This is a genomic window from Planktotalea sp. (assembly GCF_965659345.1).
In the GTDB taxonomy this organism is placed as follows: Bacteria; Pseudomonadota; Alphaproteobacteria; order Rhodobacterales; family Rhodobacteraceae; genus Planktotalea.
The window spans coordinates 1-24,038 of sequence record NZ_CBFHVK010000014.1; the positions used below are offsets into that span (position 1 = coordinate 1).

Here is a 24,038-nt window from a genome sequence, read left to right on the forward strand (position 1 = left end):
ACTGCTCATGTCCGCGAGCTATCACGCTGGATTCACACAGTGAATCCTACAGTGCCCGATTTGTGCAACAAAGCCTACTTAATGGCTCAAAAATTCGATAGTGCAGCGCTTTTGGCTTACGCTCCGCGAAGCTTTCGAAACCAGCCCTTCTTGGGTGCATCTTCATCAACGGTTGCTTCTTCTTCACCATCTTCAGGTGCGCCAACAGCGTCTTGAAACGCTGTAAAGAACTGATCCGCCATTTTCTTGGCAAAGCCATCCACGATGCGTGAACCAAGTTGGGCAAGTTTGCCGCCGACTTTTGCTTCGACTTCGTAGTGCAGGATTGTTTGCTCGCCATCCGCTTCAAGACGAACGTTTGCGCCGCCTTTTGCAAAGCCAGCTGCGCCACCCTTACCGGCCCCTGTTAGCGTAAGGCTTTCGTTTTCGACCATCTCGCTCAGCTCGACAGCGCCTTTGAAGGTAGCTTTTACGGGGCCGACTTTTTGCACAACTGTCGCTTCAAATCCTTCCGTCGCAGAGCCAGTCATTTCTTTGCATCCCGGCACACAAGAGGCGAGTACGTCACGGTCTAACAAGGCAGCGTAAACGGTAGCTGGATCTGCGTTGATGGTTTTTGAATCGCTCAGGTTCATGGGCTAGGTCCGATCTTGGGGCGTGGCAGGTATGTTGGCGTAATCCAACACTGCCAGCCCCAAATTTGCAATCGGTTTACGCGCCGCGCACGGTATCGATCATCAGTTGCACGTTTTCAGGGTCAGCATCAGGTGTGATACCATGACCAAGATTGAAGATGTGTGGACCGTTCGAGAGCGCATCAACGATGCGGCGAGTTTCAGACACCAACGCGTCGCCGCCTGTGACCATGTGACTAGAGGCAAGGTTGCCCTGAACGCATCCATCAGGTTGCACATTTTCGGCAACCCATTCCGCGCTGACGGCGTCGTCGAATGCGATACAATCTGCACCCGTTGCTTTGTGCGCGCCGATGTAGCGCTCACCCGCACCGCGCGGGAAGGCGATGATGGGGGTATTTGGATGTGATGCGCGCACGCCATCAATAATTTTGCGCATGGGGGTTAGGGAGTAGTTATCAAAGTCATCGCCTTTGAGTGAACCTGCCCAGCTGTCGAACAATTTGACAACTTCTGCGCCCGCTTCGATCTGCTTGTTGAGATAAAGGATGGTCGCTTCTGTGATGCGATCGAGCACGCCTTCAAACACTGCTTTGTTTTCAGCTTTCAATGCATGCGCCGGAGCTTGATCAGGCGTGCCTTTGCCACCGATCATATAGGTTGCAACGGTCCAAGGGGCACCCGCGAAACCGATGAGTGTTGTCTCATCAGGAAGCGATTTAGAGAGTGTGTTCACGGTTTGATAGATCGGGTCGAGGTGGTCGTGAATTTCATCCACTGGTTTCAAAGCATCGAGTTCTGCTTGCGACGTGATCGTAGACAAACGTGGCCCTTCACCAGTTTCAAAGCGCAAATCAGCGCCCAAGGCTTGCGGGACCAAGAGGATGTCAGCGAACAAGATCGATGCATCGAACCCATACCGACGGATCGGCTGCAGTGTGACTTCTGTGGCCAGTTCAGAATTGTAGCAAAGCGAAAGGAAATCGCCCGCTTGAGACCGCGTAGCGCGGTACTCTGGCAAATACCGTCCTGCTTGACGCATCATCCAGATAGGAGGTGTTGGCAATGTTTCACCGCTGAGTGAGCGCAGGATGGTTTTCTGAGAAGTCATAGAGATATTCCTTGGTTTTCGAGATGCGAAGGCGCGAGCGCTTCTAGTATTAAGTCAGCGACGAGACCTGCGTTTTCTTCATGAGCCAAATGGCCCAAACCTGAAAGCACATGCCCGCGCGCGTGAGGCATTTTGGCGACAGCTTTTTGCGAGGTTGAGGGCGGGACGGCAAGATCGTTATCCGCCGCAATAAGGTAGGTTTGCGCTTGATTGTCAGGCAGGCCATCGATCAGAGCATCAAGTTTCCATTGAGCCATCATTTGCAAGGTTGCGTTGACATGGCTTCGGCTTGCGACAAGGCGTTTGTAATAGCTGATGTCTGAGGGCTGCAGGTTTGACCCTGTCCCTTTTAGTATACGCTCCACGCCTGTTCCCATCGACGTGGTTGCGCTGAAGAAATCCGAAACAAGCGGCACAGCGGCGATTGTCTTTGCAAGGATCGGGAAAAGGACGCCAGCAACTCCGGCGAACGGTTCGAGCGCTGCATTGATACCGATGATCTGGGGGGGCGTCGGGGCCAAGAGTTCAGCCATGCGCAATGCAATCGCAGCGCCCGCCGAATGACCAATGATTGCATCAGGGCGTAATTTCTCCGCATTGCAGAGTGCGATAATGTCTTCCGCCATCGAATCGAGACCACATCGCTGCTGCGCGCCGAGTTTGGTAAAGCCTTGACCGGGCAGATCGATCGCAATGACGCGGTATCGATCTGCGAGTATCGGCATCATGTGCTGCCAGCTATGGGTCGCTCCGCCTGCACCGTGAATCAAAAGCAAGAGCGGTCCTTGGCCCATCTCTTGGAGGTGCCACTTGTGAGGTTTGCTCAATACAAACCGAGAATGCTCAGAATGCGGCCAAGTTGCTTTGTTGCTCGCCCACTCCATCGCTTAGCTCGAAAGTGATGCGGTGACGGCTGCAGACACGCCTTTGGCATCCGCGCGGGGCATTGCAATGTAGGTGCCGTGCATTTTATCGGCCAGCGCTTTAAGCGCACGTTCTGGGCGGACGGTTGTATCAATGACCAGCGTTTCGAGCCCAAGCATGGAAATCTCACGCGCGAGTTTTTCTGCGTCCTCACCAGCTTGTTTGCGGTTGGCTTGCCCATCAAGCGCGACATTGGCGCGTCCATCTGTGAGCAGAACAATCGTTGCGCTCATTCCCTTTTGTGCGGCTGTTTGCGCCATGCTCATCGCGGCAGACAGACCAGACGCGAGCGGTGTCCCACCACCACCAGGAAGAGCGGCAAGCCGTCGTTTGGTTTGCACAAGTGAACGGGTTGGCGGCAACAGAATTTCTGCGTCCAGTCCACGAAAAGAGATCAGCGCCACATGATCGCGCCGCGCATAGGCTTCGCCAAGCAACATTTCTACGGCGCCCTTGGCTTCGGCCAAACGCGCCAATGCAGCAGAACCAGAGGCATCAACAGCAAAGATAAGCAGACGGTCTGACATGCTTTGATAGCGTTTATGCCGCAAATCGCTTGGGCGAATAATAGGTCCTAAACGTTCGGGGTGCGCCCGTTTGCGGATGGTTTGATAGGGAATCGCTGCGCGCAAAGTCGCGATCAAATCAACGCGCGCAGCGTTGCTTCTGGAACCCGCGCGCGCGGGCAGTGGGCGGCCACGGCGGTTGCCTGTTTGTTTTGCGCCTGTTCCGGTGCCTTTGTTGGGTTTGTTTTTCGTACCACTCGCAAGCTTTTCCAGCAGATCACTTGGCAGCGCTGCTTTGACGGCGTCGAGCAAAAGGTCCTCTGGTATGGTCAGGGACTCTTCTTCGTTTGGCTGGCTTTCGGGTTGTTGAGCGTCTTGCGGCTGATCTGGCTCATCTTCCGTCATCTCGGGCATGCGCGTGGCGCGGTGTGCGTAGACCAGATCAACAGCGAGCGTCATGTCATCGGCATTGATCATGGAGCGATTTTGAAGCGCTGCATGGGTCTGTGCCGCGCGGAGCGCCAGCGTCGGTGCGCGTAAGCTGCTTATGCCAAGACTGACGGCCAATGCGACCAGCTGTTCGGGAATATCATCTGGGATATCGACCTTACGCGCCTCTTTTGCCAGTGCAGCAAGATTTTGCGGCAACTCAAACGCGCTGAAATCTGCGAGCGACAAGCCGTCTAGTGAAATCCAGAATGCCGCTCGATCCGCGAGCGATGCGGGAATTGCTTCATCCTCGTCAACGCCTTCATCCAGAGCAAGAAACGCATGCCCTTCGCCAGCATCCAGCGTTTGGCTAAGCCGTGCGCTAAGATAGGGATCAACGCGTTCGGCCATCGGAAGTGTGAACAATGAGGGTGTGCGATCAAGCAGACCTTTTTGCATCACCAATGTGTTGTTTTCCAAAGTGGAAGAGAGGTCAATCTCACCATCCAGCACTTGCGCCGTCATGCTTGGGTGCAGTTTTACGTGCGGCATGGGAACCTGTTTCGCGATTTGCATAAAGGCATCGCGCACGGGCGAGACTCGTGCACGCAAGATCAAACCTGCGAACCCTTTCGGGTCAATGGCCAGCAATGTGAGTGCCAGCGTCGCGCGGTCCCAAGGGGTCATTTATGAGGTCTCACAATCACAGATAATTCAAACGCCAAGCGTGTCTTGCACAATGCGTTCGACCCGTGTGCTAGACCCTGCATCATCAAGGGGATCGCGGCGCAGGCGGTGGCGCAGTGCAAGTGCAGCCGTTGCGCGAATGTGCGAGGTCGCAAGATGCGTATCATCGCGGAATGCTGCGTATGCGCGCGCCGCTTTGAGTAAGGTAAGTTCCCCCCGCAGACCATCTGCACCAAGGTTGAGACATAGCTCCGCCACATCGCGCAGGGCGCTGTCGGGTGTTTTGAGGTCTTTCAAGGTCGCGCGTGCAGAGACGATGCGATCGCGCAACGCGGCGTCTTCGGCCTGCCAGCGCAGCATAAATGCGGAGTGGTTGTTTTCATAAGCATCGCGACGTTTGATTACTTCAACGCGCTCATCAATGTTGTTGGGAGAGGCCACATCAACCGACAGACCAAAGCGATCTAACAGTTGGGGACGCAGTTCGCCTTCTTCGGGGTTGCCGGAGCCCACAAGCACGAAACGTGCGGCGTGACGGATGGAAAGCCCTTCGCGCTCCACCACGTTCTCACCTGATTGCGCAACATCGAGCAACAGGTCAACGATGTGATCCTCAAGCAGGTTCACTTCGTCGATATAGAGGTAACCACGGTTCGCCTGCGCGAAAAGGCCCGGCTGAAACGCTTTTTCACCGCGTGTCAGGGCGCGTTCGATATCAAGCGCACCGGTGACACGATCCTCTGATGCGCCAAGCGGAAGATCGACAACGGGTGTTGCGATTTCATGCTTTGTATCGTCGTCAACATTTGCCCATTCAGGGCAGTCTTCAAGACGCGCGCTGTTTACAGGGCAGGCTTTGATGGCGGTGATGCTTGGCAAGAGGCCAGCAAGTCCGCGCACGGCGGTTGATTTGCCTGTGCCACGATCCCCGAACACCAGAATACCACCAATTGAGGGGTCAATCGCTGTGAGAATCATCGCTTGTTTCATATCGTCTTGGCCAACGATGGCCGAGAAGGGGAATGGATGCTTCATATCGTATTCACTTTTGCTAAGGGCGACGTACCACCCCATGTTCCAATATCTGAAAGGAGGGTGAAGCGCGCATAGAGCTCTTCATTAAACCATCCTTCGTTGCGTACTGCTGTGATCGCTTCTGCATGGGGTCCCGTGCGCGCAAAATTTGCCATCTGCGCGGCGTCCCGCCAGATTGAGAAGGTCACTTGGTGGAGCAGCGGAATTTCACCGACACCAATTTTGAAAATGACGTTTGGGTCTTTGCCAATCACGTTTGAGATGTTGGGCACACGCCGCCAGAAACGCGCAGCGATGCTTGGCTTGATTGTGGCGCGTGTGAGCGCAACCAAAGGTCCTGTTTTGTTATGCTGTGTTGGGATAAACGGAGTTTGACCAGACCATTCGCCACGCACCGTGTCGGTGCTCATGAACATGCTCCAATGTTCGCTCGCCGTGTTTTTGTAGCGCTGAAAAAGAGGGTCGTTGTCGATAGCGCGGCGCGCGGTTGCTTCATCTGGCCAGGTTGCAAGTATTGCATACACAGAGGTGTTGGGAAGCGGTGTAAAGCCTTCGCCAGAGCCAGAGCCGCACAGCTTCCAGAAATCGATACCATCGATCTTGCTCATGTGACGGCGAGCGAGTCCCATCATTACAAAAGCCCAGATGCGCGCACGCAAAGAGCCAAAGCGGAAGAGACTGAAACTGACAACCTGCGACATCGTCATGCGTTCCCTGTGGATTCCCTTATGTGTAAACTTAGACTGACACATATCCCTTGCTTTGTGAAGCTCCATCGCGCTAATAATGTAAACTAGACTAGACAGTCGCTGCTTGGGGTGATCATGACACAGCTTTCACAAACCGGAACCGACAACCGCGCTATTGTTATTGGTGCTGGCCTCGGGGGGCTTTCTGCAGCCATGCGTCTTGGTGCAAAAGGATATGCTGTCACTGTATTGGATCGTCTTGATCGCACGGGCGGGCGCGGCTCTTCGATTGAGCAAGACGGCCACCGTTTTGATCTAGGTCCGACCATTGTTACTGTGCCTGATGTGTTTGAGCGTCTTTGGGCGGAATGTGGGCGCAACTTTCACAATGACGTGGATCTACGTCCTTTGGAACCGTTCTATGAAGTGCGCTGGCCGGATGGTTCGACTTTTAGTGCAAGTTCTGACGACGAAAAGATGTTGGCAGAAGTTGCGAAACTTAGCCCCAAGGATGTAAAAGGGTTTCAGAAGTTTCTGAAGGATTCCCATGCACGTTATGTGGTTGGGTTCGAGGGCATGGTTGCCAAACCGATGCACTGCGCTTGGGAGACTATTAAAGTTCTGCCAACATTCGCGCGTTTGCGGGCTGATCGCTCTATCTATGGGTTGGCGGCGTCACGTGTGAAGGATGAGCGGTTGCGCATGGGGCTTTCGTTTCATCCGCTCTTTATCGGTGGTGATCCGACCCATGTGACATCCATTTACGCTTTGGTGGCGCACCTGGAGAAAACCTATGGCGTGCATTACGCAATGGGGGGTGTGCAGGCGATTGCGGATGCGATGGCCGATGTTGTTCGCACGCAAGGTGGTGTGATTAAGCAGAACGTCACAGTAGATGAGATTTTGATCCAAGACGGCGCGGCAAAAGCTGTGCGTCTTGAAGATGGCAGTGAATTGGCAGCGCCTTTGATTGTCAGCAACGCAGATGCGGGTCACACCTATTCGCATCTTTTGCGCAATCATAAAAAGCGTCGCTGGACCCCGAAAAAGATGGCGCGCAAGCGTTGGTCTATGGGGCTATATGTTTGGTATTTTGGCACCAAGGGCACCGCTGATAAATGGACTGATGTGGGGCATCACACAATTGTAAACGGTCCACGTTTTAAAGGTTTGTTGAAAGACATCTTCATGCGCGGGAAGCTTTCTGACGACATGAGCCTTTATATACACCGTCCTTGCATCACCGATCCGACAGCTGCGCCCGAAGGTGATGATACGTTTTATGTGCTCTCACCTGTGCCGCATTTGAATTGGGACAATACTGTGGATTGGCAAAAAGAAGAGCCTGTGTACCGCGCCAAGGTTGCTGCTGAAGTTGAAAAGCTGATCCCTGGTTTTCAGGATCATATTACAACAGAAACTGTTTTCACGCCCGAGACGTTCCGAGATAGATATTTGAGCCCGCATGGCTCTGGTTTCTCGCTTGAGCCGCGCATTTTGCAAAGCGCCTGGTTTCGTCCGCACAATGTGAGCGAAGAGGCGAAAGGTCTCTTCCTTGTTGGGGCCGGGACGCATCCGGGGGCAGGGCTGCCGGGAGTTGTGTCAAGTTCTGAGGTGCTTGGAAAGATGGTGCCGAGCATAACACAAACGAGCGCGCCACTCGATACAAGATTGGCTGCGGAATGAGCAGTTCTGTGATCCGCCCTGATGATTTAGAGCATTGTCGCGAAGTTATTCGCACAGGGTCGTTGTCGTTCCACGCGGCATCGAAACTTTTGCCAAATTCTGTGCGTGATCCGGCGCTGGCACTTTATGCATTTTGCCGTTTGGCGGATGACGAAGTGGATGAGGGCAGCAACAAAGGTGCAGCTGTGCTTGATCTGCAAGAACGGCTTGATCTGGTTTATTCAGGGACTCCACGCAATGCACCTGAAGACCGCGCGTTTGCTGCGGTTTGCGAAGAATTTGATATGCCGCGAGCTTTGCCTGAAGCTTTGCTTGAAGGGCTTGCTTGGGACGCGATGGAGCAGCGTTATCATTCCTTATCGGATGTACGCAGATACTCTGCGCGTGTGGCCTCTGCGGTTGGCGCGATGATGTGTGTTTTGATGCGCGTGCGCGATGCGGATGCTTTGGCGCGCGCATGTGATTTGGGCGTTGCGATGCAGCTTACCAATATTGCGCGCGATGTCGGGGAAGATGCGCGGGCAGGGCGGATTTACCTGCCACTTGATTGGCTCGAAGACGCGGGCATGGATCCTTGCGAATTCATGGCCGACCCAAAGGCGTCTGCTGAAGTCCGTCGCATGGTCAAACGACTTTTGGCGGAAGCGCGCCGGCTTTATATTCGCTCTGAAACGGGTATTGGGTCTTTACCGCTGAATGCGCGCACAGGAATTTTTGCGGCGCGTTTCATCTACTCTGCGATTGGCACCCAAGTGACCCGCAAAGGGCACGATTCAATCAATCATCGCGCGCGCACGACTGCGGCGCATAAACTGGGTCTGATCAGCGTGTCCGCTGTGCGCACTGCCGCGAGTGTGGTTTTGCCGAAGTCGCCGGTTTTGTTTGCGTCGCCTTTGGATGAAGTGCGCTTTTTGGTCGATGCGGTTGCGACGAATTCACCACACGCGGATGCATGGGGAACAGGGCGCACAGGTGCGCTTTTGTCAGTGCTGTCGGAACTCAAAGCACGCGAAGTCAACGCCAATGCCACAATCGGGGTGGCGGCGGAGTAAGCGCTGACCTATGATGTGGCGATGGAATATATTCTTTTCGCACTTTTTCTTGGAACATGTTTTGGCGCTGGTGCAACGGGTGGTTTGTTTCCACCGGGTGCGTGGTATGTCAGTCTCAATAAACCTTCCTGGACACCGCCAAACTGGATTTTCCCAGTTATGTGGACCACGATCTATGTTTTGATTTCTTTCGCAGCGGCGCGTGTCGCGGTGATGGAGGGCAGTCATTTTGCCATGGCGTTTTGGGCCGCTCAAATTGCGTTCAACACCCTTTGGACACCGATGTTCTTTGGTCTGCGACGCCTTAAGGGCGCGCTGATCGTGATGGCGTTTCTATGGCTCTCCGTTCTTGGGTGCTTCATCACCCACTGGCAGATTGATTTCTGGGCAGGCATAGCAATGGTCCCATACCTTGCATGGGTCAGCGTTGCTGCGATGTTGAACTACTCCGTTGCGAATTTGAACCCAGATGTAGAAACGCTGGACCTGTCCAAGCTCTAGAACGTCCAGTTTTTACGTCGCGGGACGCGTACTGCCAGCATCGGTTTGATCAGATTTGAGCTATATCGGTTCAAATCAAGCGTTTCATGCACGCCTTCGACGCGTTCACCGTCGATGGCGGTTTGCACAACTGAGCGTGAATAAAACGGCGCATCGAGCATAGCTTTCACCTGTTTCGGCGTGGTTCCTGCGTCTGCGCGGGTGTCGCGTTTCAAGGCCCAAAGCGTGCGCTTGAACGAAGTCTTCGGGGGGCCAGAGACAGCGCGCGCAGTGCCATCCTCATCAAAGTTAATTGCAGCATCCAGAACAGTGCCATCGCGCCGGTTCGCATCATAAAAGCAGGTCGCGCCATTCGCTGTAGGATAGCGGGCCCATGTCCATGTGGAGAAGTCTTCTTCCAAGGAACGTGTGCCGAAGTTGCTATCAAAATAGCCATGCCCGTCGAATTGCCATCCCTTTGCTTCCAGCTCCACGGATATGCGTGCGGTTGGGGCGAAGGGGCGCCACACATGCGCGCCATCAGGGGTTAGGGGCATTTCGACTGAGGTGACACCAGAGGGCTGAAGCCGGATCTGGCCACGCATGCGTGAAATGAGGGGGAGGGACGAAATCTCATTGATGTCGATGATCAATTCACCGTTGTCCCAACGCATCGAGGATGGACCAACTTGCAAGCAATCTTCGCTTTGGCGCAACGCGCTGTTGCCGCGATCTGTCATCGCGAAGCGCCCACCTTTGCCGTAGGTTGCCACGTTGATGCAGCAATTATTGCTTGGATCACCGCGCCCTGACCACGCGTACCAAGGTGAAAACACCGAGCCAATGAAGCCAATAACAGACACGGCGCGCGTGCCATCGTCGCTTACGCCGTCCACATACCACCAAGCATATCCGCCCGCGGGAACGTCTATGTTGAAATTAGGTCGCTCAAGATCGCCTCTGCCGCGTGCTGGCCGGAGAGGGTTGCCATCGGCACCCCCGCGCCCGGATGTGCTCCTCCCCCCGCGAGGTAGAGACCGCTCACCTTGCTGCGCGCCGTCGGGCGTTTGAAGGCCGCCATCATCCCATGTGGGGAACGCCCGTAAAGCGAGCCGTGACTCGCTGGAAACAACTTGGCGAAATCTTGCGTCATCGTGAGCGTTGTCGCGGCGGGTCTTGGCGAAAAACTGAGGCCGAAGTGGCTGAGCTGCTGAAGGATCAAGGTCTGACATTGCTCTGTTTCTTTCTCGCTTGGGGCGGTTTGTTGATAGGTCTTTGTGGGTGGGCTGTTCAGGATGATTTCGAAGCGCTCGGGGCCAGTTGGTTCAACGCCGCCAAAGCGATCTTGCGCACAGATGTAGAGCGTTGGATCCGTTTGTTGTTGGCTTTTGGCCAGCGGTGCGTATTCGGCTTTCGGGTCTTGCGCGAAGAAAACGTTGTGCGCTGCCAGCGCGACGCCCTCTGGGATTGCTGCAAAGGACATTACATTTGCGGATAGGCTGCGCGGCGCGGTTGCGCTTTTTTCGATGGTATTCTCGGACGCAGGGCCAAGCATGCCTTGGTGTAGTGCATTTGGGTCGCCATTGAACAACACAGCATCAACAGTATGTCGCGCGTCATTTGTTTGAACCGCGCAAGCGCGCCCATCTTGGGTTTCGATGCGTGTGACATGAGCGTTGTAGATGAATTCTGCCCCAAAGCCGCGCGCGGCGGCTTCAATGCTTTGCGCGAGTTGATGCATGCCGCCTTTGACGTGCCAGACCCCTTGGCTTTCAGCTTGCCAGATGAGGCTCAGAAGAGACGGGGATTGCGCTGGCAAACCGCCAACATATGTGGCGTAGCGCGCAAAGAGTTGTGCAAGGCGCGGCTCGCCAAAGCTGGTGTTTAGACTGCTCGCGAGCGTGCTGAGCGGTTTCATTGCTCGCAGAAGTTTGGGCGATTTGATCACTGTCATAGCCAACTCGGAAAGAGAAGGCGCTGAGCTGCGAATCATCGGGCCATCAAAAGCGTCGTAGAGTATTTTAGTTTGCGCGCAGAACGCGTTAAACTCTTGTGCGGCAGCGGAGCCGAAAACCGCCGTAATATTATCAAAGCTTTGCGCAGGATCACGCATAAGGTCTAGGACAGTACCGTCGCGCCAAAAATGCCGAGCGAGAATATCCTCGGTCTGCAGTGTGATGTGATCGTTTAATTTTAGTCCAACATCGGCGAAAAGCTCTTCAAACACAGGTTTCATAGTCAAAACAGTGGGGCCTGCGTCCACCGGACCTGCTTGTGTTGGCAATGTGCGCATTTTACCGCCGGGTCCGGCATGGCGTTCCAGAACGGTGACGCGACAACCGCCGTGCGACAAACGTAGAGCTGCGGCAAGCCCGCCAATCCCTGTGCCAATGATCGCAACATGCGGAGCAGTGGTGGTCATTAATCAGGCTCCTTTCCCATGCTTTGGTTGACAGGCGGTTCGAATGTGTCCAGTTTAGTTTACATATTAGACGTCATCAAGAAAATACAGCCCTGCCTGAACGAGCTGTCAAAGGAGAGTTGGATGGATTTTTCCAAGCGCATAGAAGCTGCCATGTCACGTGCAATTGAAGCGGGACAAGCGGCACCGTCTCCAGACAAACTTGCGCGGGCGCTTCATTATTCTGTCAGTCCAGGTGGTGCGCGTATTCGACCCAGCATTTTGTTGAGCGTTGCATCCGCTTGTGGTGATGACGCGCCGAAAATTGCTGATGCTGCGGCTGTCGCGCTGGAGCTGATCCACTGCGCATCGCTCGTTCATGATGACTTGCCGTGCTTTGATGATGCGGACACGCGGAGGGGCAAGGCGACGACGCATATTGAATTCAGTGAGCCGCTCGCGGTGCTCACAGGCGATAGTTTGATCGTCATGGCGTTTTCAGTTTTGACCGAAGTCGCGGGCCTTGATCCGATGCGCGCGATTGGATTGATGAAGGTACTGGCCGAGCGCACGGGTATGCCGAATGGCATTTGTGCTGGACAGGGTTGGGAAAGCGAAAACGAGATTGATCTTGCCGCTTATCACCGTTCCAAAACCGGTGCCTTGTTCATTGCAGCGACGCAAATGGGCGCAATCGCTGCTGGGCAAGAGGGTGAGCAGTGGGAAGAGCTGGGCGCACGCATTGGCGAAGCTTTCCAAGTTGCGGATGATTTGCGTGATGCGCTTTATGATGAGGAAGCTTTAGGCAAACCTGTGGGTCAGGATGATCTGCACGGACGCCCTAATGCTGTGACCGAGCTGGGCGTTTATGGCGCGATTGATCGGATGAAAGACATACTAAGCGGCGCGATTGCGTCTATCCCGAAATGTCCGGGTGAGGCGGGTTTGGCCAAGCTGGTGAACATGCAGGCCGAGGTGCTGACGCCGCTCAAATGGCGCGCAAGCCAAGCCAGCAAAATTCCTGGTGAATAAATGACCGATGCGCGCATGGATATGCCAAGCGCATTGGCGAGCAAGCCAAAGGGCGGTTTTTTCGCACGCTTGATTTCTTCACGTAAGTTTCAGACATGGGCCGCAGGTTTTCCACTGACGCGCGGTATTGTGCGTCGTGAGGGTGAAGCGCTGTTTGATTTGCTCGCGGGCTTTTGTTACTCGCAGGTTTTGATGGCGCTGGTGCAGTTTGATATTCCGCGCCGTTTGCTTGAAGAGCCAATGACAGCGACGCAACTGGCGCATGTTTGCCGTGTTCCCGAAGAGCGGATGGTGATCTTGCTGCGCGCAAGTGCGGCGATCAATCTGATCAAGAAGAAGCGTGGGGGGCGGTATGCGCTGACGCAAAGGGGCGCAGCGCTTGTGGGTGTTCCGGGCCTTGGTGCGATGATCAAGCATCACGATATTCTGTATCGCGATCTAGCTGATCCCGTTGCGTTCTTTCGCGGGGAGACAGAGACAGAGCTTGCCTCCTTCTGGCCCTATGTCTTTGGCGGCGGAATGGAGCCTGACGTAGCGGCGACTTATTCCGATCTGATGGCACAGAGCCAAGAGTTGGTGGCGCAAGATACGCTGCGCTCGATTGATTTTTCCGGCATCAAAGCATTGCGCGATGTGGGTGGGGGTTCTGGCGCGTTCCTTGAGGCGGTTGGTCGGAAGTATTCTGATCTTGAACTGGTGGTCTTTGATCTGCCCGAAGTCGCGCCCAGCTCTGCTGCGCGGTTCGACGCCGCAGGCATGAGTGCGCGTGCGCGATTCGAAACAGGCTCCTTCAAGACAGATGTGATTCCCACTGGCACAGATGCGATCAGCCTTATTCGCGTTCTTTATGATCACAGCGACGACACAGTGCGCCAGTTGTTAACGAAGTGTTACGACGCTTTGCCCGCTGGTGGGCGGTTGATTATTTCAGAACCTATGTCCGGCGGTGAGCGCCCTGAACGTGCGGGGGATGCCTATTTCGCGCTGTATACGTTGGCGATGCAAACGGGCAAGGCGCGTTCAGCGGCTGAGATATCCGCGCTTTGCGAAGCTGCTGGATTTGAAGTTGTTGCAACGCCCAAGCCAATGCGCCCGTTTGTGACGGGTTGTTTGCACGCGCGAAAGAATAACTGACAGATTAAGTGTCAGTTATAGTTGACACATACGTGTGTCAGTTTTACGTTACACATGAGAAGTAATGTCGCAGCTGAGTCTTTCAAGGCCAGCACCGACAAGATCACTGAGGAGGGTCAACGTGGAAACAACAGCTGTTTTGCTTAAAGGCCCTAAGGATTTGGCGCTCGATGTGTTGCCGATTTCAACGCCTGTTGAGGGCGACTTGGTCATCAATGTGAATCACTCTGGCATTTCCACAGGTACCGAAAAATTATTCTGGTCTGGCGATATGCCTCCTTTCCCTGGCATGGGTTTCCCATTGGTCCCCGGCTACGAAGCCTGCGGCGAAGTTGTGCACGCGCCTAAAGGCAGCATGTATCAAGCGGGCGACACGGTATTTGTGCCGGGCGCGAATTGCTATGAGGGCGCCTTTGGCTTGTTTGGGGGTGCTGCGCGCACGCTGGTCAGCGCAGAGGATCGCGTAACAAAGATTGATGCAGGCTTTGGCGCTGAAGGTGCTTTGCTTGCTTTGGCTGCTACTGCGCGTCATGCGATGGCGGGGCAGGGCAAAGCAGTTCCTGATCTGATTGTCGGTCACGGCGTTCTTGGCCGCTTGCTCGCGCGCCTTACGATTGCCGCTGGTGCGCCTGCGCCCACGGTTTGGGAAATTGACCCGAAGCGGCGTACTGGCGCTGTTGGGTATGACGTTATCGCCCCTGAGGATGATAACCGCCGCAACTACAAATCTATCTACGATGCGTCTGGCTCCACCGCAGTGCTCGGTGATCTGATCGGACGGATCGCACGCGGCGGAGAGATTGTTCTCGCCGGATTTTACACAGATGCCATCAGTTTCGCATTCCCGCCTGCTTTCATGAAGGAAGCACGGTTCAGGGTCGCCGCTGAGTGGAACAGGGATGATTTGATTGCCACACGTGCGTTGGTCGAAAGCGGCGCGCTGAGCCTTGGTGGTCTTATTACGCACAGCGCGCATTCAGCCGATGCGCCAGCTGCATATGAACAGGCTTTCAGTGATCCTGAGTGCCTGAAAATGATGTTGAATTGGAGGGACGCGACGTGAAAGACGAAGTGCCAAATCTAAAAGATTTTGACCAACGCCTACGTGACGAAGCGGCGGCAGAGCCGTCTTTGGAAGTGCCGCAAGGCGAGCCAACAAGCAAAACCCAGATCATCGCGATCTACGGGAAAGGCGGCATTGGCAAATCCTTCACGCTCGCGAACCTGAGCCATATGATGGCCGAGCAAGGCAAACGCGTTTTGCTTATTGGTTGTGACCCTAAGTCTGACACGACATCCCTTTTGTTCGGTGGCAAAGCTTGCCCGACGATTATTGAGACCTCAGGCGCTAAGAAAGTCGCTGGTGAAGAGGTCAAGATCGGTGATGTTTGCTTCAAGCGCGGCGGTGTTTTCGCGATGGAGCTTGGCGGACCAGAGGTTGGTCGTGGTTGCGGTGGCCGTGGTATTATCCATGGTTTCGAGCTGCTCGAAAAGCTTGGTTTCCACGATTGGGACTTTGACTATGTCCTTCTAGATTTCCTTGGCGACGTGGTTTGCGGCGGTTTCGGCCTGCCCATCGCACGCGATATGGCGCAGAAGGTAATCCTTGTTGCGTCAAACGATTTGCAGTCACTCTATGTGGCGAACAACGTGTGCTCCGCTGTGGAATATTTCCGCAAGCTTGGCGGCAACGTCGGTGTTGCGGGTCTTGTGATTAACAAAGACGATGGCTCAGGCGAGGCACAAGCTTTCGCGGAAGCGGTTGATATTCCTGTGCTTGCGGCGATCCCGCAGGATGATGATTTGCGCAAGAAATCTGCGAACTATCAGATTGTTGGTACCAAAGAATCCCAATGGGGCGATCTGTTTGCGCAGCTTGGCGATGCGGTCGCGATTGCACCGCCTGTGCGCCCTGCACCTTTGGATCAAGATGGCCTGTTGGGTCTGTTTGACGCCAAGGATACAGGCGGTGACTACGAGCTGGTGCCTGCGACGGATGCAGATATGCGCGGCAAGTTTTCCAAGCCTAAAGTCAGTCTTGAAGTGGTGTATGACGATGCATAATCGCATAGACCCCATAAGCCTCCTGACTGGAGGGTCGTCATGAATGATGGTATCGGCCGTGACGGCTATGAAGTTGCATATGATGAGAACGGCGAGGTACAAATCGTGCCCGCCGATAAAGACGTGAAAGCACCTGCTGATGTGGGCATGATCGACGTCAGTTCCCCAATGACATTCGAAGTTCCAAAAGACGTTCCTGAAGAGGTCAAAGAGATTGCGCTTGAGGGCGGATGTTCTGCTGGCACAGCTCAGATGGAAGCGGCGGCGCGGGCTGCTGGCAAGTCAGACATCTTGGATCAATACGCGGCAGACTATCCGCAAGGGCCACATGACAAGCCACAAAGCATGTGTCCTGCATTTGGATCTTTGCGCGTTGGTTTGCGGATGAAGCGCACAGCGACCATCCTAAGCGGATCTGCTTGTTGTGTTTACGGTCTTTCGTTCGTGTCACATTTCTACGGTGCACGCCGCTCTGTCGGCTACGTTCCGTTCAACTCGGAAACCTTGGTCACAGGCAAGTTGTTCGAGGACATCCGTGAAGCGGTGCATGACATTGCTGATCCTGAAAAGCTCGATTCAGTTGTTGTAACGAACCTTTGTGTGCCGACGGCCTCTGGTGTTCCGCTGCGTTTGCTCCCGAAAGAGATCAACGGCGTGCGTATCGTTGGCATTGATGTGCCTGGTTTTGGCATTCCAACCCATGCAGAGGCGAAAGACGTCCTTGCAGGGGCAATGTTGAACTACGCGCGTGAAGAGATCGAGGCAGGCCCAGTGCCAATGCCGGCTAGTGGCAAGTCGGATCGCCCGACTGTGTCGCTTTTGGGTGAAATGTTCCCGGCTGATCCAATGGTCATCGGTCAGATGCTTGCGCCTCTTGGTCTTGCTGCTGGTCCTGTTGTTCCCTGCCGTGAATGGCGCGAGCTTTATGCAGCGCTTGATTGCGGTGCTGTTGCTGCGATCCATCCGTTCTACACAGCCTCTGTGCGTGAATTCCAAGCGGCAGGGCGTCCTGTGATTGGTTCTGCACCTGTTGGTGTTGACGGCACGCGCAACTGGCTTGCGAACATTGGCGAGGCGTTCAATCTGCCAGCCGATCAAATCGCTGCGACGCAAAATCAGTTCATCCCGATGATCAAAGACGCGCTTGCCGCTTCGCCGATCAAAGGCACGATCACGCTGTCTGGCTATGAAGGTAGCGAACTTTTGGTCGCGCGTTTGCTGATCGAAAGTGGTGCAGACGTTCCTTATGTCGGCACCGCTTGTCCCAAGACACCATGGTCCGCAGATGATGCGGCTTGGCTTGAGGCGAGGGGCGTTCAGGTGAAATACCGCGCGTCTTTGGAAGATGATTGCGCCGCGATGGAAGCGATCAAGCCTGACCTCGCCATTGGTACAACGCCTGTTGTGCAAAAGGGTAAAGAGCTGGGTATTCCGTCGCTTTACTTCACCAACCTTATTTCTGCGCGTCCCCTTATGGGTGCTGCGGGTGCGGGCTCATTGGCGCAAGTCGTCAACGCGGCCATCGGCAACAAAGATCGTATGGCAAACATGCGCGAGTTCTTTGAAGGGGTTGGCAATGCTGACACCGCAGGTGTTTGGGAGAAATCCCCAAACCTGCACCCGAATTTCCGTGCACAGAACCAAAAGAAACTAGAACGCGCCGCGAAAGCCGCCAAAGCAGCGGAGATGATCTAATGTTAGTACAAGATCACGACCGCGCAGGCGGATACTGGGGCGCTGTTTACGCATTTTGTGCTGTCAAAGGCCTGCAATGTGTCATCGACGGACCCGTCGGATGTGAAAACCTCCCAGTCACATCCGTGTTGCACTATACCGACGCTTTGCCACCCCATGAGTTGCCGATTGTGGTGACGGGTCTCGCCGAAGAAGAGATGGGTGCTGGTACGGAAGAGTCTATGAAGCGTGCTTGGGGCGTGCTTGATCCTGCGCTTCCTGCGGTTGTCGTCACAGGCTCGATCGCTGAGATGATCGGCGGTGGCGTGACACCGCAAGGCACGAATATCCAACGCTTTTTGCCGCGCACGATTGATGAAGATCAATGGGAAGCCGCAGATCGCGCGATGACGTGGATTTTCACGGAATTTGGCATGACCAAAGGTCGTATGCCTCCTGAAAAGAAACGCGAAGAAGGTGCGAAGCCTCGGGTGAATATCCTTGGGCCTATGTATGGCACTTTTAACATGCCCTCTGATCTGGCGGAAATCCGACGTCTTGTTGAAGGCATTGGCGCAGAGATCAACATGGTCATGCCGCTTGGTGCGCATGTGGCAGAGATGCGTGGCTTGGTGAATGCGGATGTGAACATCTGCATGTATCGCGAGTTTGGGCGTGGACTGTGCGAAGTGCTTGGTAAGCCGTACTTGCAAGCCCCTGTTGGCATTGATTCAACAACGAAATTCTTGCGCACTTTGGGTGAGCATCTTGACCTTGATCCAGAACCGTTCATCGAGCAGGAAAAGCATTCAACCATCAAACCTGTTTGGGATTTGTGGCGTTCTGTTACGCAGGATTTCTTTGCAACGGCGTCCTTCGCGATTGTTGCCAATGAAACCTACACGCGTGGCGTCCGTAAGTTTCTTGAAGATGATTTGGGTCTGCCCTGTGCGTTCGCTGTGGCGCGCTTGCGCGGCAAGAAGACGAACAACGACGAAGTACGTGCGATGATGCATCAGAAACGTCCGTTGATCGTGATGGGGTCCATCAATGAAAAGATGTACCTTGCGGAGATGAAATCAGGCTTTGGGCCTGCACCATCCTTCATTCCTGCGTCTTTCCCTGGTGCTGCGATCCGTCGTGCTACGGGTACGCCTTTCATGGGCTACGCGGGGGCGACTTACTTGGTGCAGGAAGTCTGCAACAGCCTGTTTGACGCTTTGTTTCATATTCTGCCGCTGGGCACGGAAATGGACGAAACGCCCGCAACACCGACACAACTGCGACGTGATTTCCCTTGGGACGCGGACGCGCAACGACGTTTGGATGAGATCGTCGCTAACCATCCCATCCTAACAAGAATTTCTGCTGCAAAAACGCTGCGGGACGCTGCTGAAAAGCGTGCTCTCGAAAGTGGCGCAGAACGGGTTTTCCTTGAGATCGTGGAAGACCTTCAACCAGCTTCTGGAGGAGCCTAACTATGACCGATTTTACAAATGACGCTTCATGGTCCGCGCAAGATGGTAAATCTGCCAGCGCGACAAGCACAGAGTACAAGGTCTATTTCAGCCTGATCCTGCTTGCGGCATTGCCGATCTGCACGCTCATCTGGGCCTTCTCTACAGTGCGCAACGTTGCTCTTCCCGAGCAAGGCCCGCTTCGCAAAGCGTGGAGCGAAGCGCATTCCATTACGCCTCGGATTTTCTGGGGTTAACAGTTTCGCTGCTTCGCAAGGGGCAGTGAATTTCAGGACAGAGGAAGAGCTTCTGTTCAAACCCAGCCGCGGGGGCAGCGCGGCGTCAGTACATATTTTCAGGAGAAAAACATGGCTGATAATAGTGACCTGAGTTTCACAGGTCTGACAGACGAGCAAGCGCAAGAGCTGCACTCAGTCTACATGAGCGGGTTTATGATCTTTACGGTCGTAGCCGTCGTCGCTCACGTGCTGACGTACATCAAACTGCCTTGGTTCGCCTGGGGCTAAGGAGCACAAAAAATGGCACAGTTTTACAAAGTCTGGCTGATTTTTGACCCACGCCGCGTTTTCGTAGCGCAGGGTGTGTTCCTCTTCTTGCTCGCAGTAATGATTCACCTCGTTCTGCTCAGCAATGAAGAGACAAACTGGTTCAACCGCGCGTTCGCGGCTGAAGCTAGCGAGTAACTCAGCATAAGAAAATCGCAGTGGGCGGCACTTTTTGAGCCGCCCACCGCAACCAACGAAAATTCATTTGTCTTTGCTAGCATCGAACGGGCGCCGGCTTAAGAAGGAGATAGAAGATGGCACAGCTCAGCTTCGAAAGAAAATATAGAGTCCGAGGCGGGACTTTGGTTGGCGGGGATCTGTTCGACTTCTGGGTAGGCCCATTTTATGTCGGCTTTTTCGGCGTCACGACATTCTTTTTCGCCGCACTCGGAACAATCCTAATTTTTTACGGTGCCGCGCTTGGCGACACTTGGAACCCTTGGCTGATCTCTATTGATCCACCTGCACTTGAGGTAGGACTAGGAATTGCACCGCTTGAAGAGGGCGGACTTTGGCAAGTCATCACAGTTTGCGCGACATTCGCGTTCTTGAGCTGGATGATGCGTGAAGTTGAAATTGCGCGAAAGCTTGGAATGGGACTGCATGTTCCGTTTGCCTTTGGCGTCGCTATTCTGGCTTATGTTACGCTGGTTATCATTCGCCCTGTGCTTTTGGGTGCTTGGGGACACGGTTTCCCATATGGCATCTTTAGCCACCTCGATTGGGTGAACAACGTCGGCTACGCATATGGCAACTTCCACTATAACCCGGCGCATATGGTCGCGATCACGTTCTTCTTTACGACGTGCTTTGCCCTTGCGCTTCATGGCTCACTGGTTCTGTCAGCGGTCAACACAGGCAAAGGCAATCCGATTGCAACGCCAGACCACGAAGACACGTATTTCCGCGACCTTGTCGGTTATTCGATTGGACCCTTGGGTATTCACCGTCTTGGCCTTTTCCTTGCACTCAACGCAGTCGTCTGGAGCGCCATTTGTATCGTGATCTCTGGAACGATCTGGTTCGATAGCTGGAGCGCTTGGTGGGATTGGTATGCTGAACTGCCTTGGTGGGCTGACCTGTAGGAGGGTATGAACAATGATTGAATATCAAAACATCTTCACACAGGTTCAGGTTCAAGGACCGCCTGAAATGGGCGTGGACCCCGACGGGACCATCTCCAGAGAGCGCTCAAAGGGCACAGCATTTTCTAAACTTGCTGGTTTGTTCGGTAACGCTCAACTTGGGCCGATCCACTTGGGACCTTTCGGTGTCGTTTCTATCGCGACTGGTTTGATCTGGTTTGTGATCATCGGGATGAACTTCTGGGCGCAGGCTGAATATTCACCGGGCATCTTTATGCGCGACTTGTTCTGGCTGTCCCTTGATCCTCCTGCTGAGGAATACGGGTTGGGCATGGCGCCTTTGGCCGAAGGGGGTTGGTTCTTGATTGCCGGCTTCTTCTTTACCATCTCGCTATGTAGCTGGTGGATCCGCACGTACCTTCGTGCAGAAGAACTGGGACTGGGCAAGCACGTTTCATGGGCCTTTGCGTCTGCGATCTGGCTGGTGTTGGTCTTGGGTCTGTTCCGTCCGATCCTTATGGGATCATGGGCCGAGGCTGTGCCATATGGCGTGTTCTCACACCTTGATTGGACGAACTTGTTCTCGCTGAGCTATGGCAACTTGTTCTACAACCCGTTCCACGCACTCTCAATCGCGTTCCTTTATGGCTCTGCACTGCTCTTTGCGATGCACGGCGCGACGATCCTAGCGGTATCCCGTTACGGTGGTGAGCGTGAGATCGAACAAATCGTTGATCGCGGTACGGCATCCGAGCGCGCAGCATTGTTCTGGCGCTGGACCATGGGCTTCAACGCTACGATGGAAGGCATTCACCGCTGGGCTTGGTGGTTTGCGGTTCTGACAACGCTGACTGGCGGTATCGGAATTTTGCTCACGGGTACGGTTGTCGACAACTGGTTCATCTGGGCTCAAGAGCACGGATATGCGCCGCTCGACTAAGCGGCTGAGAGAAATGAGAGGAGTTTTATCATGAGTGATAATCACGACTATCTAGGAACTGGGAACACGTCGCGCCTAACTGCGGATGTTACGTTCTTGATGCTCAAGGGTGCAGGCTACGCGATGGTGTTCTGCCTTGTTCTTTGGGCAAGCATCGCGGCGCTGCAAGGCATCGGTTTGTTGCTACCAGAAGAATCTCGTGAGACGGAAGATCCTACTCCGTTTTCACACATGTTGGCTGATCCTGTGGTCATTCAACTTACGTAATTCGATTGGGCCTGTAGCTTAGGCCCAATCGTCCAAGTTCCGCATGTTTGGGTCCCTTCAAACATGCGGGAACGTTGGGATCTCGACGTCCTGACACATCCTGTTGGCTACGGGAGGCAGATGTTGAAACCTGTTTCCAACATCTGTCCCCGAGCCAGCAGACTAGCCACAAACGTCGAGAAATACAAATCGTCGAGAAAGGGCTCAAATATGTCGCGTCCGAATACCCCCATTTTAGATCGTATTCATGTCCCCTCTGATATGAAGGGTCTCAGTAATTCAGAGCTGGCCACGCTTGCAGATGAGGTCCGAAGCGAAGTCGTCGAGGCTGTATCCACCACGGGTGGACACCTTGGATCATCGCTTGGCGTGGTCGAATTGACCGTCGCTTTGCACGCTGTCTTTGACACGCCGCGCGACAAATTGATCTGGGATGTTGGGCACCAATGCTATCCGCATAAGGTTCTGACGGGGCGTCGCTCAAGGATGAGCACTTTGCGCCAGGAAGGTGGGATTTCCGGCTTCACCAAACGCGCTGAATCCGAGTTTGACCCCTTTGGCGCTGCGCATTCGTCTACCTCTATTTCTGCGGCTTTAGGGTTCACCGTTGCGCGCGATATGGGGCTGCCGACGGGTGACGCTGTCGCCATTATCGGTGATGGTTCCATCAGTGCTGGCATGGCCTATGAAGCGCTCAACAATGCAGGTGCCGAAGGGCGCCGCATGTTTGTTATTCTCAATGACAACGAGATGAGCATCGCACCCCCTGTGGGTGCTATGTCGAAGTATCTTTCCGGCCTTTATGCATCTCCTTTGGGTGAATTGCAGACCATGGCCGAAGGATTTGAATACGCACTGCCCGGTCCTTTGCGCGAACATGCACGCCGGGCTAGGCAGTTGGTGACAGGTGTGACCGACGCGGGTGGTACAATGTTCGAAGACTTGGGTTTTCAATACGTTGGCCCTGTGGACGGGCATAATATGGAACAGCTTTTGTCCGTGTTGCGCGCTGCGCGCACGCGCTCGACAGGCCCTGTTCTGATCCATTGCTGCACCGTAAAGGGCAAAGGGTACGCCCCCGCAGAGCTATCTGCAGACAAGTATCACGGCGTTGCCAAGTTTGATGTCGTGACGGGTGTTCAAGCCAAGTCGCGCCCTAACGCGCCAAGCTACACGAGCGTGTTTGGAACAGCCCTTAGCAAGCTGGCTGAGACGGATTCAAACATCGTTGGAATCACCGCTGCGATGCCCTCAGGCACGGGCATGGATATCTTTGCCAAGCAATTTCCTAAACGTATGTTCGATGTGGGGATCGCAGAGCAACATGGCGTGACGTTTGCGGCTGGAATGGCGGCAGGGGGGCTGAAACCCTTCTGCGCGATTTATTCGTCGTTCCTGCAACGTGGATATGATCAGATCGTCCACGATGTGGCGCTGCAAAACCTGCCTGTACGCTTTGCGATTGACCGTGCTGGCCTTGTTGGTGCCGATGGTCCGACACACGCTGGTGCGTTCGATATTGGCTATCTTTCTGCACTGCCCAACATGACGGTGATGGCCGCTTCTGATGAGGCTGAACTCGTGCATATGGTCGCCACCGCCGCCGCGCATGACAGCGGGCCGATTGCGTTCCGCTATCCGCGTGGCTCTGGCACGGGCGTTGAGATGCCCGAGATTGGCGAAGTCCTCGAAATTGGCAAAGGTCGTATTGTGCGTCAGGGCAAAGACGTGGCGATTCTCTCCTTCGGGGCGCACTTAAGCGAGAGTTTGAAAGCCGCAGATCTCATGGAAGCGCAGGGCATCACAGCCACTGTCGCGGATGCGCGTTTTGCGAAACCGCTCGATCGGGCTTTGCTGCATCTTCTTGTCAAAAACCACAAAGCGCTGGTGACTGTCGAACAAGGCTCCCAAGGCGGATTTGGCGCAATGGTTTTGCATGACTTGGCCAATGAAGGTTTGCTTGATGGCAATGTCGCCGTGCGCACGATGACCCTGCCGGATCGCTTCATCGACCAAGCCGCACCTGATGCGATGTATGCAGATGCGGGTTTGACCGCGACGGATATCGCGGCGACGGCCTTGCAAGCTTCGGGCGTTGAGGTTCATGGTGTTGGTGTTTCTACGCCTTAAAGCTGTGAAGCTAAACGCACACGAAAGGCGAACGTCGCGTAACGGGTTTTATGT

Annotated in this window: 24 protein-coding genes; 16 read left to right on the forward strand and 8 right to left on the reverse strand. The window is 54.5% G+C overall.

What is annotated here, in order from left to right; all coding sequences use genetic code 11:
* Positions 1–116: 116 nt before the first annotated feature.
* The 6 genes from ACTG3Z_RS12295 to crtA all read right to left on the reverse strand — a co-directional run bounded on the left by ACTG3Z_RS12295 (position 117) and on the right by crtA (position 6,028).
* On the reverse strand, positions 117–635 hold the full coding sequence (locus tag ACTG3Z_RS12295) for a CoxG family protein (RefSeq protein ID WP_439143361.1): 519 nt from the start codon (positions 633–635) through the stop codon (positions 117–119).
* A 76-nt stretch (positions 636–711) separates the two neighbouring features.
* On the reverse strand, positions 712–1,746 hold the full coding sequence (gene hemE / locus ACTG3Z_RS12300; RefSeq protein WP_439143362.1) for a uroporphyrinogen decarboxylase: 1,035 nt from the start codon (positions 1,744–1,746) through the stop codon (positions 712–714).
* Entirely contained in the window at positions 1,743–2,630 is an 888-nt protein-coding gene (gene bchO / locus ACTG3Z_RS12305; protein WP_439143363.1) for an alpha/beta fold hydrolase BchO, read from the reverse strand. Before bchO ends, hemE begins: the two co-directional genes overlap by 4 nt.
* A gap of 3 nt (positions 2,631–2,633) precedes the next feature.
* A complete protein-coding gene (locus tag ACTG3Z_RS12310) occupies positions 2,634–4,292 on the reverse strand; it encodes a magnesium chelatase subunit D (RefSeq protein ID WP_439143364.1) in 1,659 nt (552 codons plus the stop codon).
* 27 nt (positions 4,293–4,319) lie between these two features.
* Positions 4,320–5,327, reverse strand: a complete 1,008-nt coding sequence (bchI, locus tag ACTG3Z_RS12315; RefSeq protein WP_439143365.1) for a magnesium chelatase ATPase subunit I — start codon at positions 5,325–5,327, stop codon at positions 4,320–4,322.
* On the reverse strand, positions 5,324–6,028 hold the full coding sequence (crtA, locus tag ACTG3Z_RS12320; RefSeq protein ID WP_439143366.1) for a spheroidene monooxygenase: 705 nt from the start codon (positions 6,026–6,028) through the stop codon (positions 5,324–5,326). Before crtA ends, bchI begins: the two co-directional genes overlap by 4 nt.
* Before the next feature lie 123 nt (positions 6,029–6,151).
* Between crtA and ACTG3Z_RS12325 the strand changes: the two genes are divergently transcribed.
* From ACTG3Z_RS12325 to tspO, 3 genes are read left to right on the forward strand one after another with little or no spacing between them, the layout of a single operon-like run.
* Positions 6,152–7,702, forward strand: a complete 1,551-nt coding sequence (locus tag ACTG3Z_RS12325; RefSeq protein WP_439143367.1) for a phytoene desaturase — start codon at positions 6,152–6,154, stop codon at positions 7,700–7,702.
* An 8-nt stretch (positions 7,703–7,710) separates the two neighbouring features.
* Entirely contained in the window at positions 7,711–8,754 is a 1,044-nt protein-coding gene (gene crtB, locus ACTG3Z_RS12330) for a 15-cis-phytoene synthase (protein WP_439143459.1), read from the forward strand.
* 21 nt (positions 8,755–8,775) lie between these two features.
* Entirely contained in the window at positions 8,776–9,255 is a 480-nt protein-coding gene (tspO, locus tag ACTG3Z_RS12335) for a tryptophan-rich sensory protein TspO (RefSeq protein ID WP_439143368.1), read from the forward strand.
* Here tspO and crtC read toward each other — a convergent pair.
* Both crtC and crtD read right to left on the reverse strand, forming a co-directional pair.
* Positions 9,252–10,130 carry a carotenoid 1,2-hydratase gene (gene crtC / locus ACTG3Z_RS12340; RefSeq protein WP_439143369.1) on the reverse strand — a complete coding sequence of 293 codons (879 nt, stop codon included), beginning with the start codon at positions 10,128–10,130 and terminating at the stop codon, positions 9,252–9,254. The two genes, tspO and crtC, sit on opposite strands and share 4 nt — an antisense overlap.
* A 32-nt stretch (positions 10,131–10,162) precedes the next feature.
* Positions 10,163–11,656 (reverse strand): 1-hydroxycarotenoid 3,4-desaturase CrtD, encoded by a 1,494-nt coding sequence (gene crtD, locus ACTG3Z_RS12345; RefSeq protein ID WP_439143370.1) that lies wholly within the window; start codon positions 11,654–11,656, stop codon positions 10,163–10,165.
* Between the two features lie 123 nt (positions 11,657–11,779).
* On the opposite strand from crtD, the gene ACTG3Z_RS12350 reads away from it, so the two are divergent.
* The 13 genes from ACTG3Z_RS12350 to dxs all read left to right on the forward strand — a co-directional run bounded on the left by ACTG3Z_RS12350 (position 11,780) and on the right by dxs (position 23,984).
* The gene (locus ACTG3Z_RS12350; protein WP_439143371.1) at positions 11,780–12,667 is read left to right on the forward strand and encodes a polyprenyl synthetase family protein; all 888 of its coding nucleotides are present in this window, start codon (positions 11,780–11,782) and stop codon (positions 12,665–12,667) included.
* Positions 12,668–13,801, forward strand: a complete 1,134-nt coding sequence (locus tag ACTG3Z_RS12355) for a methyltransferase (RefSeq protein WP_439143372.1) — start codon at positions 12,668–12,670, stop codon at positions 13,799–13,801.
* 121 nt (positions 13,802–13,922) lie between these two features.
* On the forward strand, positions 13,923–14,864 hold the full coding sequence (gene bchC / locus ACTG3Z_RS12360; protein ID WP_439143373.1) for a chlorophyll synthesis pathway protein BchC: 942 nt from the start codon (positions 13,923–13,925) through the stop codon (positions 14,862–14,864).
* Positions 14,861–15,865 carry a chlorophyllide a reductase iron protein subunit X gene (locus tag ACTG3Z_RS12365; protein ID WP_439143460.1) on the forward strand — a complete coding sequence of 335 codons (1,005 nt, stop codon included), beginning with the start codon at positions 14,861–14,863 and terminating at the stop codon, positions 15,863–15,865. The genes bchC and ACTG3Z_RS12365 overlap by 4 nt, the downstream gene beginning before the upstream one ends.
* Positions 15,866–16,033: 168 nt before the next feature.
* A complete protein-coding gene (gene bchY / locus ACTG3Z_RS12370) occupies positions 16,034–17,560 on the forward strand; it encodes a chlorophyllide a reductase subunit Y (RefSeq protein ID WP_439143461.1) in 1,527 nt (508 codons plus the stop codon).
* On the forward strand, positions 17,560–19,017 hold the full coding sequence (gene bchZ / locus ACTG3Z_RS12375; RefSeq protein WP_439143374.1) for a chlorophyllide a reductase subunit Z: 1,458 nt from the start codon (positions 17,560–17,562) through the stop codon (positions 19,015–19,017). Before bchY ends, bchZ begins: the two co-directional genes overlap by 1 nt.
* A gap of 2 nt (positions 19,018–19,019) precedes the next feature.
* Positions 19,020–19,253 (forward strand): cytochrome PufQ, encoded by a 234-nt coding sequence (gene pufQ / locus ACTG3Z_RS12380; protein WP_439143375.1) that lies wholly within the window; start codon positions 19,020–19,022, stop codon positions 19,251–19,253.
* A 111-nt stretch (positions 19,254–19,364) separates the two neighbouring features.
* On the forward strand, positions 19,365–19,523 hold the full coding sequence (gene pufB, locus ACTG3Z_RS12385) for a light-harvesting antenna LH1, beta subunit (RefSeq protein ID WP_439143376.1): 159 nt from the start codon (positions 19,365–19,367) through the stop codon (positions 19,521–19,523).
* 12 nt (positions 19,524–19,535) lie between these two features.
* On the forward strand, positions 19,536–19,700 hold the full coding sequence (pufA, locus tag ACTG3Z_RS12390) for a light-harvesting antenna LH1, alpha subunit (protein WP_072631408.1): 165 nt from the start codon (positions 19,536–19,538) through the stop codon (positions 19,698–19,700).
* Between the two features lie 116 nt (positions 19,701–19,816).
* On the forward strand, positions 19,817–20,647 hold the full coding sequence (gene pufL / locus ACTG3Z_RS12395) for a photosynthetic reaction center subunit L (RefSeq protein ID WP_375264770.1): 831 nt from the start codon (positions 19,817–19,819) through the stop codon (positions 20,645–20,647).
* Positions 20,648–20,660: 13 nt separating this feature from the next.
* A complete protein-coding gene (pufM, locus tag ACTG3Z_RS12400; RefSeq protein ID WP_439143377.1) occupies positions 20,661–21,587 on the forward strand; it encodes a photosynthetic reaction center subunit M in 927 nt (308 codons plus the stop codon).
* A gap of 30 nt (positions 21,588–21,617) precedes the next feature.
* The gene (gene pufX, locus ACTG3Z_RS12405; protein WP_439143378.1) at positions 21,618–21,854 is read left to right on the forward strand and encodes an RC-LH1 core complex protein PufX; all 237 of its coding nucleotides are present in this window, start codon (positions 21,618–21,620) and stop codon (positions 21,852–21,854) included.
* Between the two features lie 210 nt (positions 21,855–22,064).
* Positions 22,065–23,984 (forward strand): 1-deoxy-D-xylulose-5-phosphate synthase, encoded by a 1,920-nt coding sequence (dxs, locus tag ACTG3Z_RS12410; protein WP_439143379.1) that lies wholly within the window; start codon positions 22,065–22,067, stop codon positions 23,982–23,984.
* Positions 23,985–24,038 lie beyond the last annotated feature (54 nt).

Bases quoted from the DNA above. Each gene is read 5' to 3' on its own strand.
- crtA (WP_439143366.1), bottom strand. From the start codon at position 6,028: ATGTCGCAGGTTGTCAGTTTCAGTCTCTTCCGCTTTGGCTCTTTGCGT.
- ACTG3Z_RS12355 (WP_439143372.1), top strand. From the start codon at position 12,668: ATGACCGATGCGCGCATGGATATGCCAAGCGCATTGGCGAGCAAGCCA.
- ACTG3Z_RS12325 (WP_439143367.1), top strand. From the start codon at position 6,152: ATGACACAGCTTTCACAAACCGGAACCGACAACCGCGCTATTGTTATT.
- bchY (WP_439143461.1), top strand. From the start codon at position 16,034: ATGACATTCGAAGTTCCAAAAGACGTTCCTGAAGAGGTCAAAGAGATT.
- hemE (WP_439143362.1), bottom strand. From the start codon at position 1,746: ATGACTTCTCAGAAAACCATCCTGCGCTCACTCAGCGGTGAAACATTG.
- pufX (WP_439143378.1), top strand. From the start codon at position 21,618: ATGAGTGATAATCACGACTATCTAGGAACTGGGAACACGTCGCGCCTA.
- dxs (WP_439143379.1), top strand. From the start codon at position 22,065: ATGTCGCGTCCGAATACCCCCATTTTAGATCGTATTCATGTCCCCTCT.
- pufB (WP_439143376.1), top strand. From the start codon at position 19,365: ATGGCTGATAATAGTGACCTGAGTTTCACAGGTCTGACAGACGAGCAA.
- ACTG3Z_RS12295 (WP_439143361.1), bottom strand. From the start codon at position 635: ATGAACCTGAGCGATTCAAAAACCATCAACGCAGATCCAGCTACCGTT.
- bchO (WP_439143363.1), bottom strand. From the start codon at position 2,630: ATGGAGTGGGCGAGCAACAAAGCAACTTGGCCGCATTCTGAGCATTCT.
- bchZ (WP_439143374.1), top strand. From the start codon at position 17,560: ATGTTAGTACAAGATCACGACCGCGCAGGCGGATACTGGGGCGCTGTT.
- pufQ (WP_439143375.1), top strand. From the start codon at position 19,020: ATGACCGATTTTACAAATGACGCTTCATGGTCCGCGCAAGATGGTAAA.
- pufL (WP_375264770.1), top strand. From the start codon at position 19,817: ATGGCACAGCTCAGCTTCGAAAGAAAATATAGAGTCCGAGGCGGGACT.
- tspO (WP_439143368.1), top strand. From the start codon at position 8,776: ATGGAATATATTCTTTTCGCACTTTTTCTTGGAACATGTTTTGGCGCT.
- ACTG3Z_RS12310 (WP_439143364.1), bottom strand. From the start codon at position 4,292: ATGACCCCTTGGGACCGCGCGACGCTGGCACTCACATTGCTGGCCATT.
- pufA (WP_072631408.1), top strand. From the start codon at position 19,536: ATGGCACAGTTTTACAAAGTCTGGCTGATTTTTGACCCACGCCGCGTT.
- ACTG3Z_RS12350 (WP_439143371.1), top strand. From the start codon at position 11,780: ATGGATTTTTCCAAGCGCATAGAAGCTGCCATGTCACGTGCAATTGAA.
- pufM (WP_439143377.1), top strand. From the start codon at position 20,661: ATGATTGAATATCAAAACATCTTCACACAGGTTCAGGTTCAAGGACCG.
- crtD (WP_439143370.1), bottom strand. From the start codon at position 11,656: ATGACCACCACTGCTCCGCATGTTGCGATCATTGGCACAGGGATTGGC.
- bchI (WP_439143365.1), bottom strand. From the start codon at position 5,327: ATGAAGCATCCATTCCCCTTCTCGGCCATCGTTGGCCAAGACGATATG.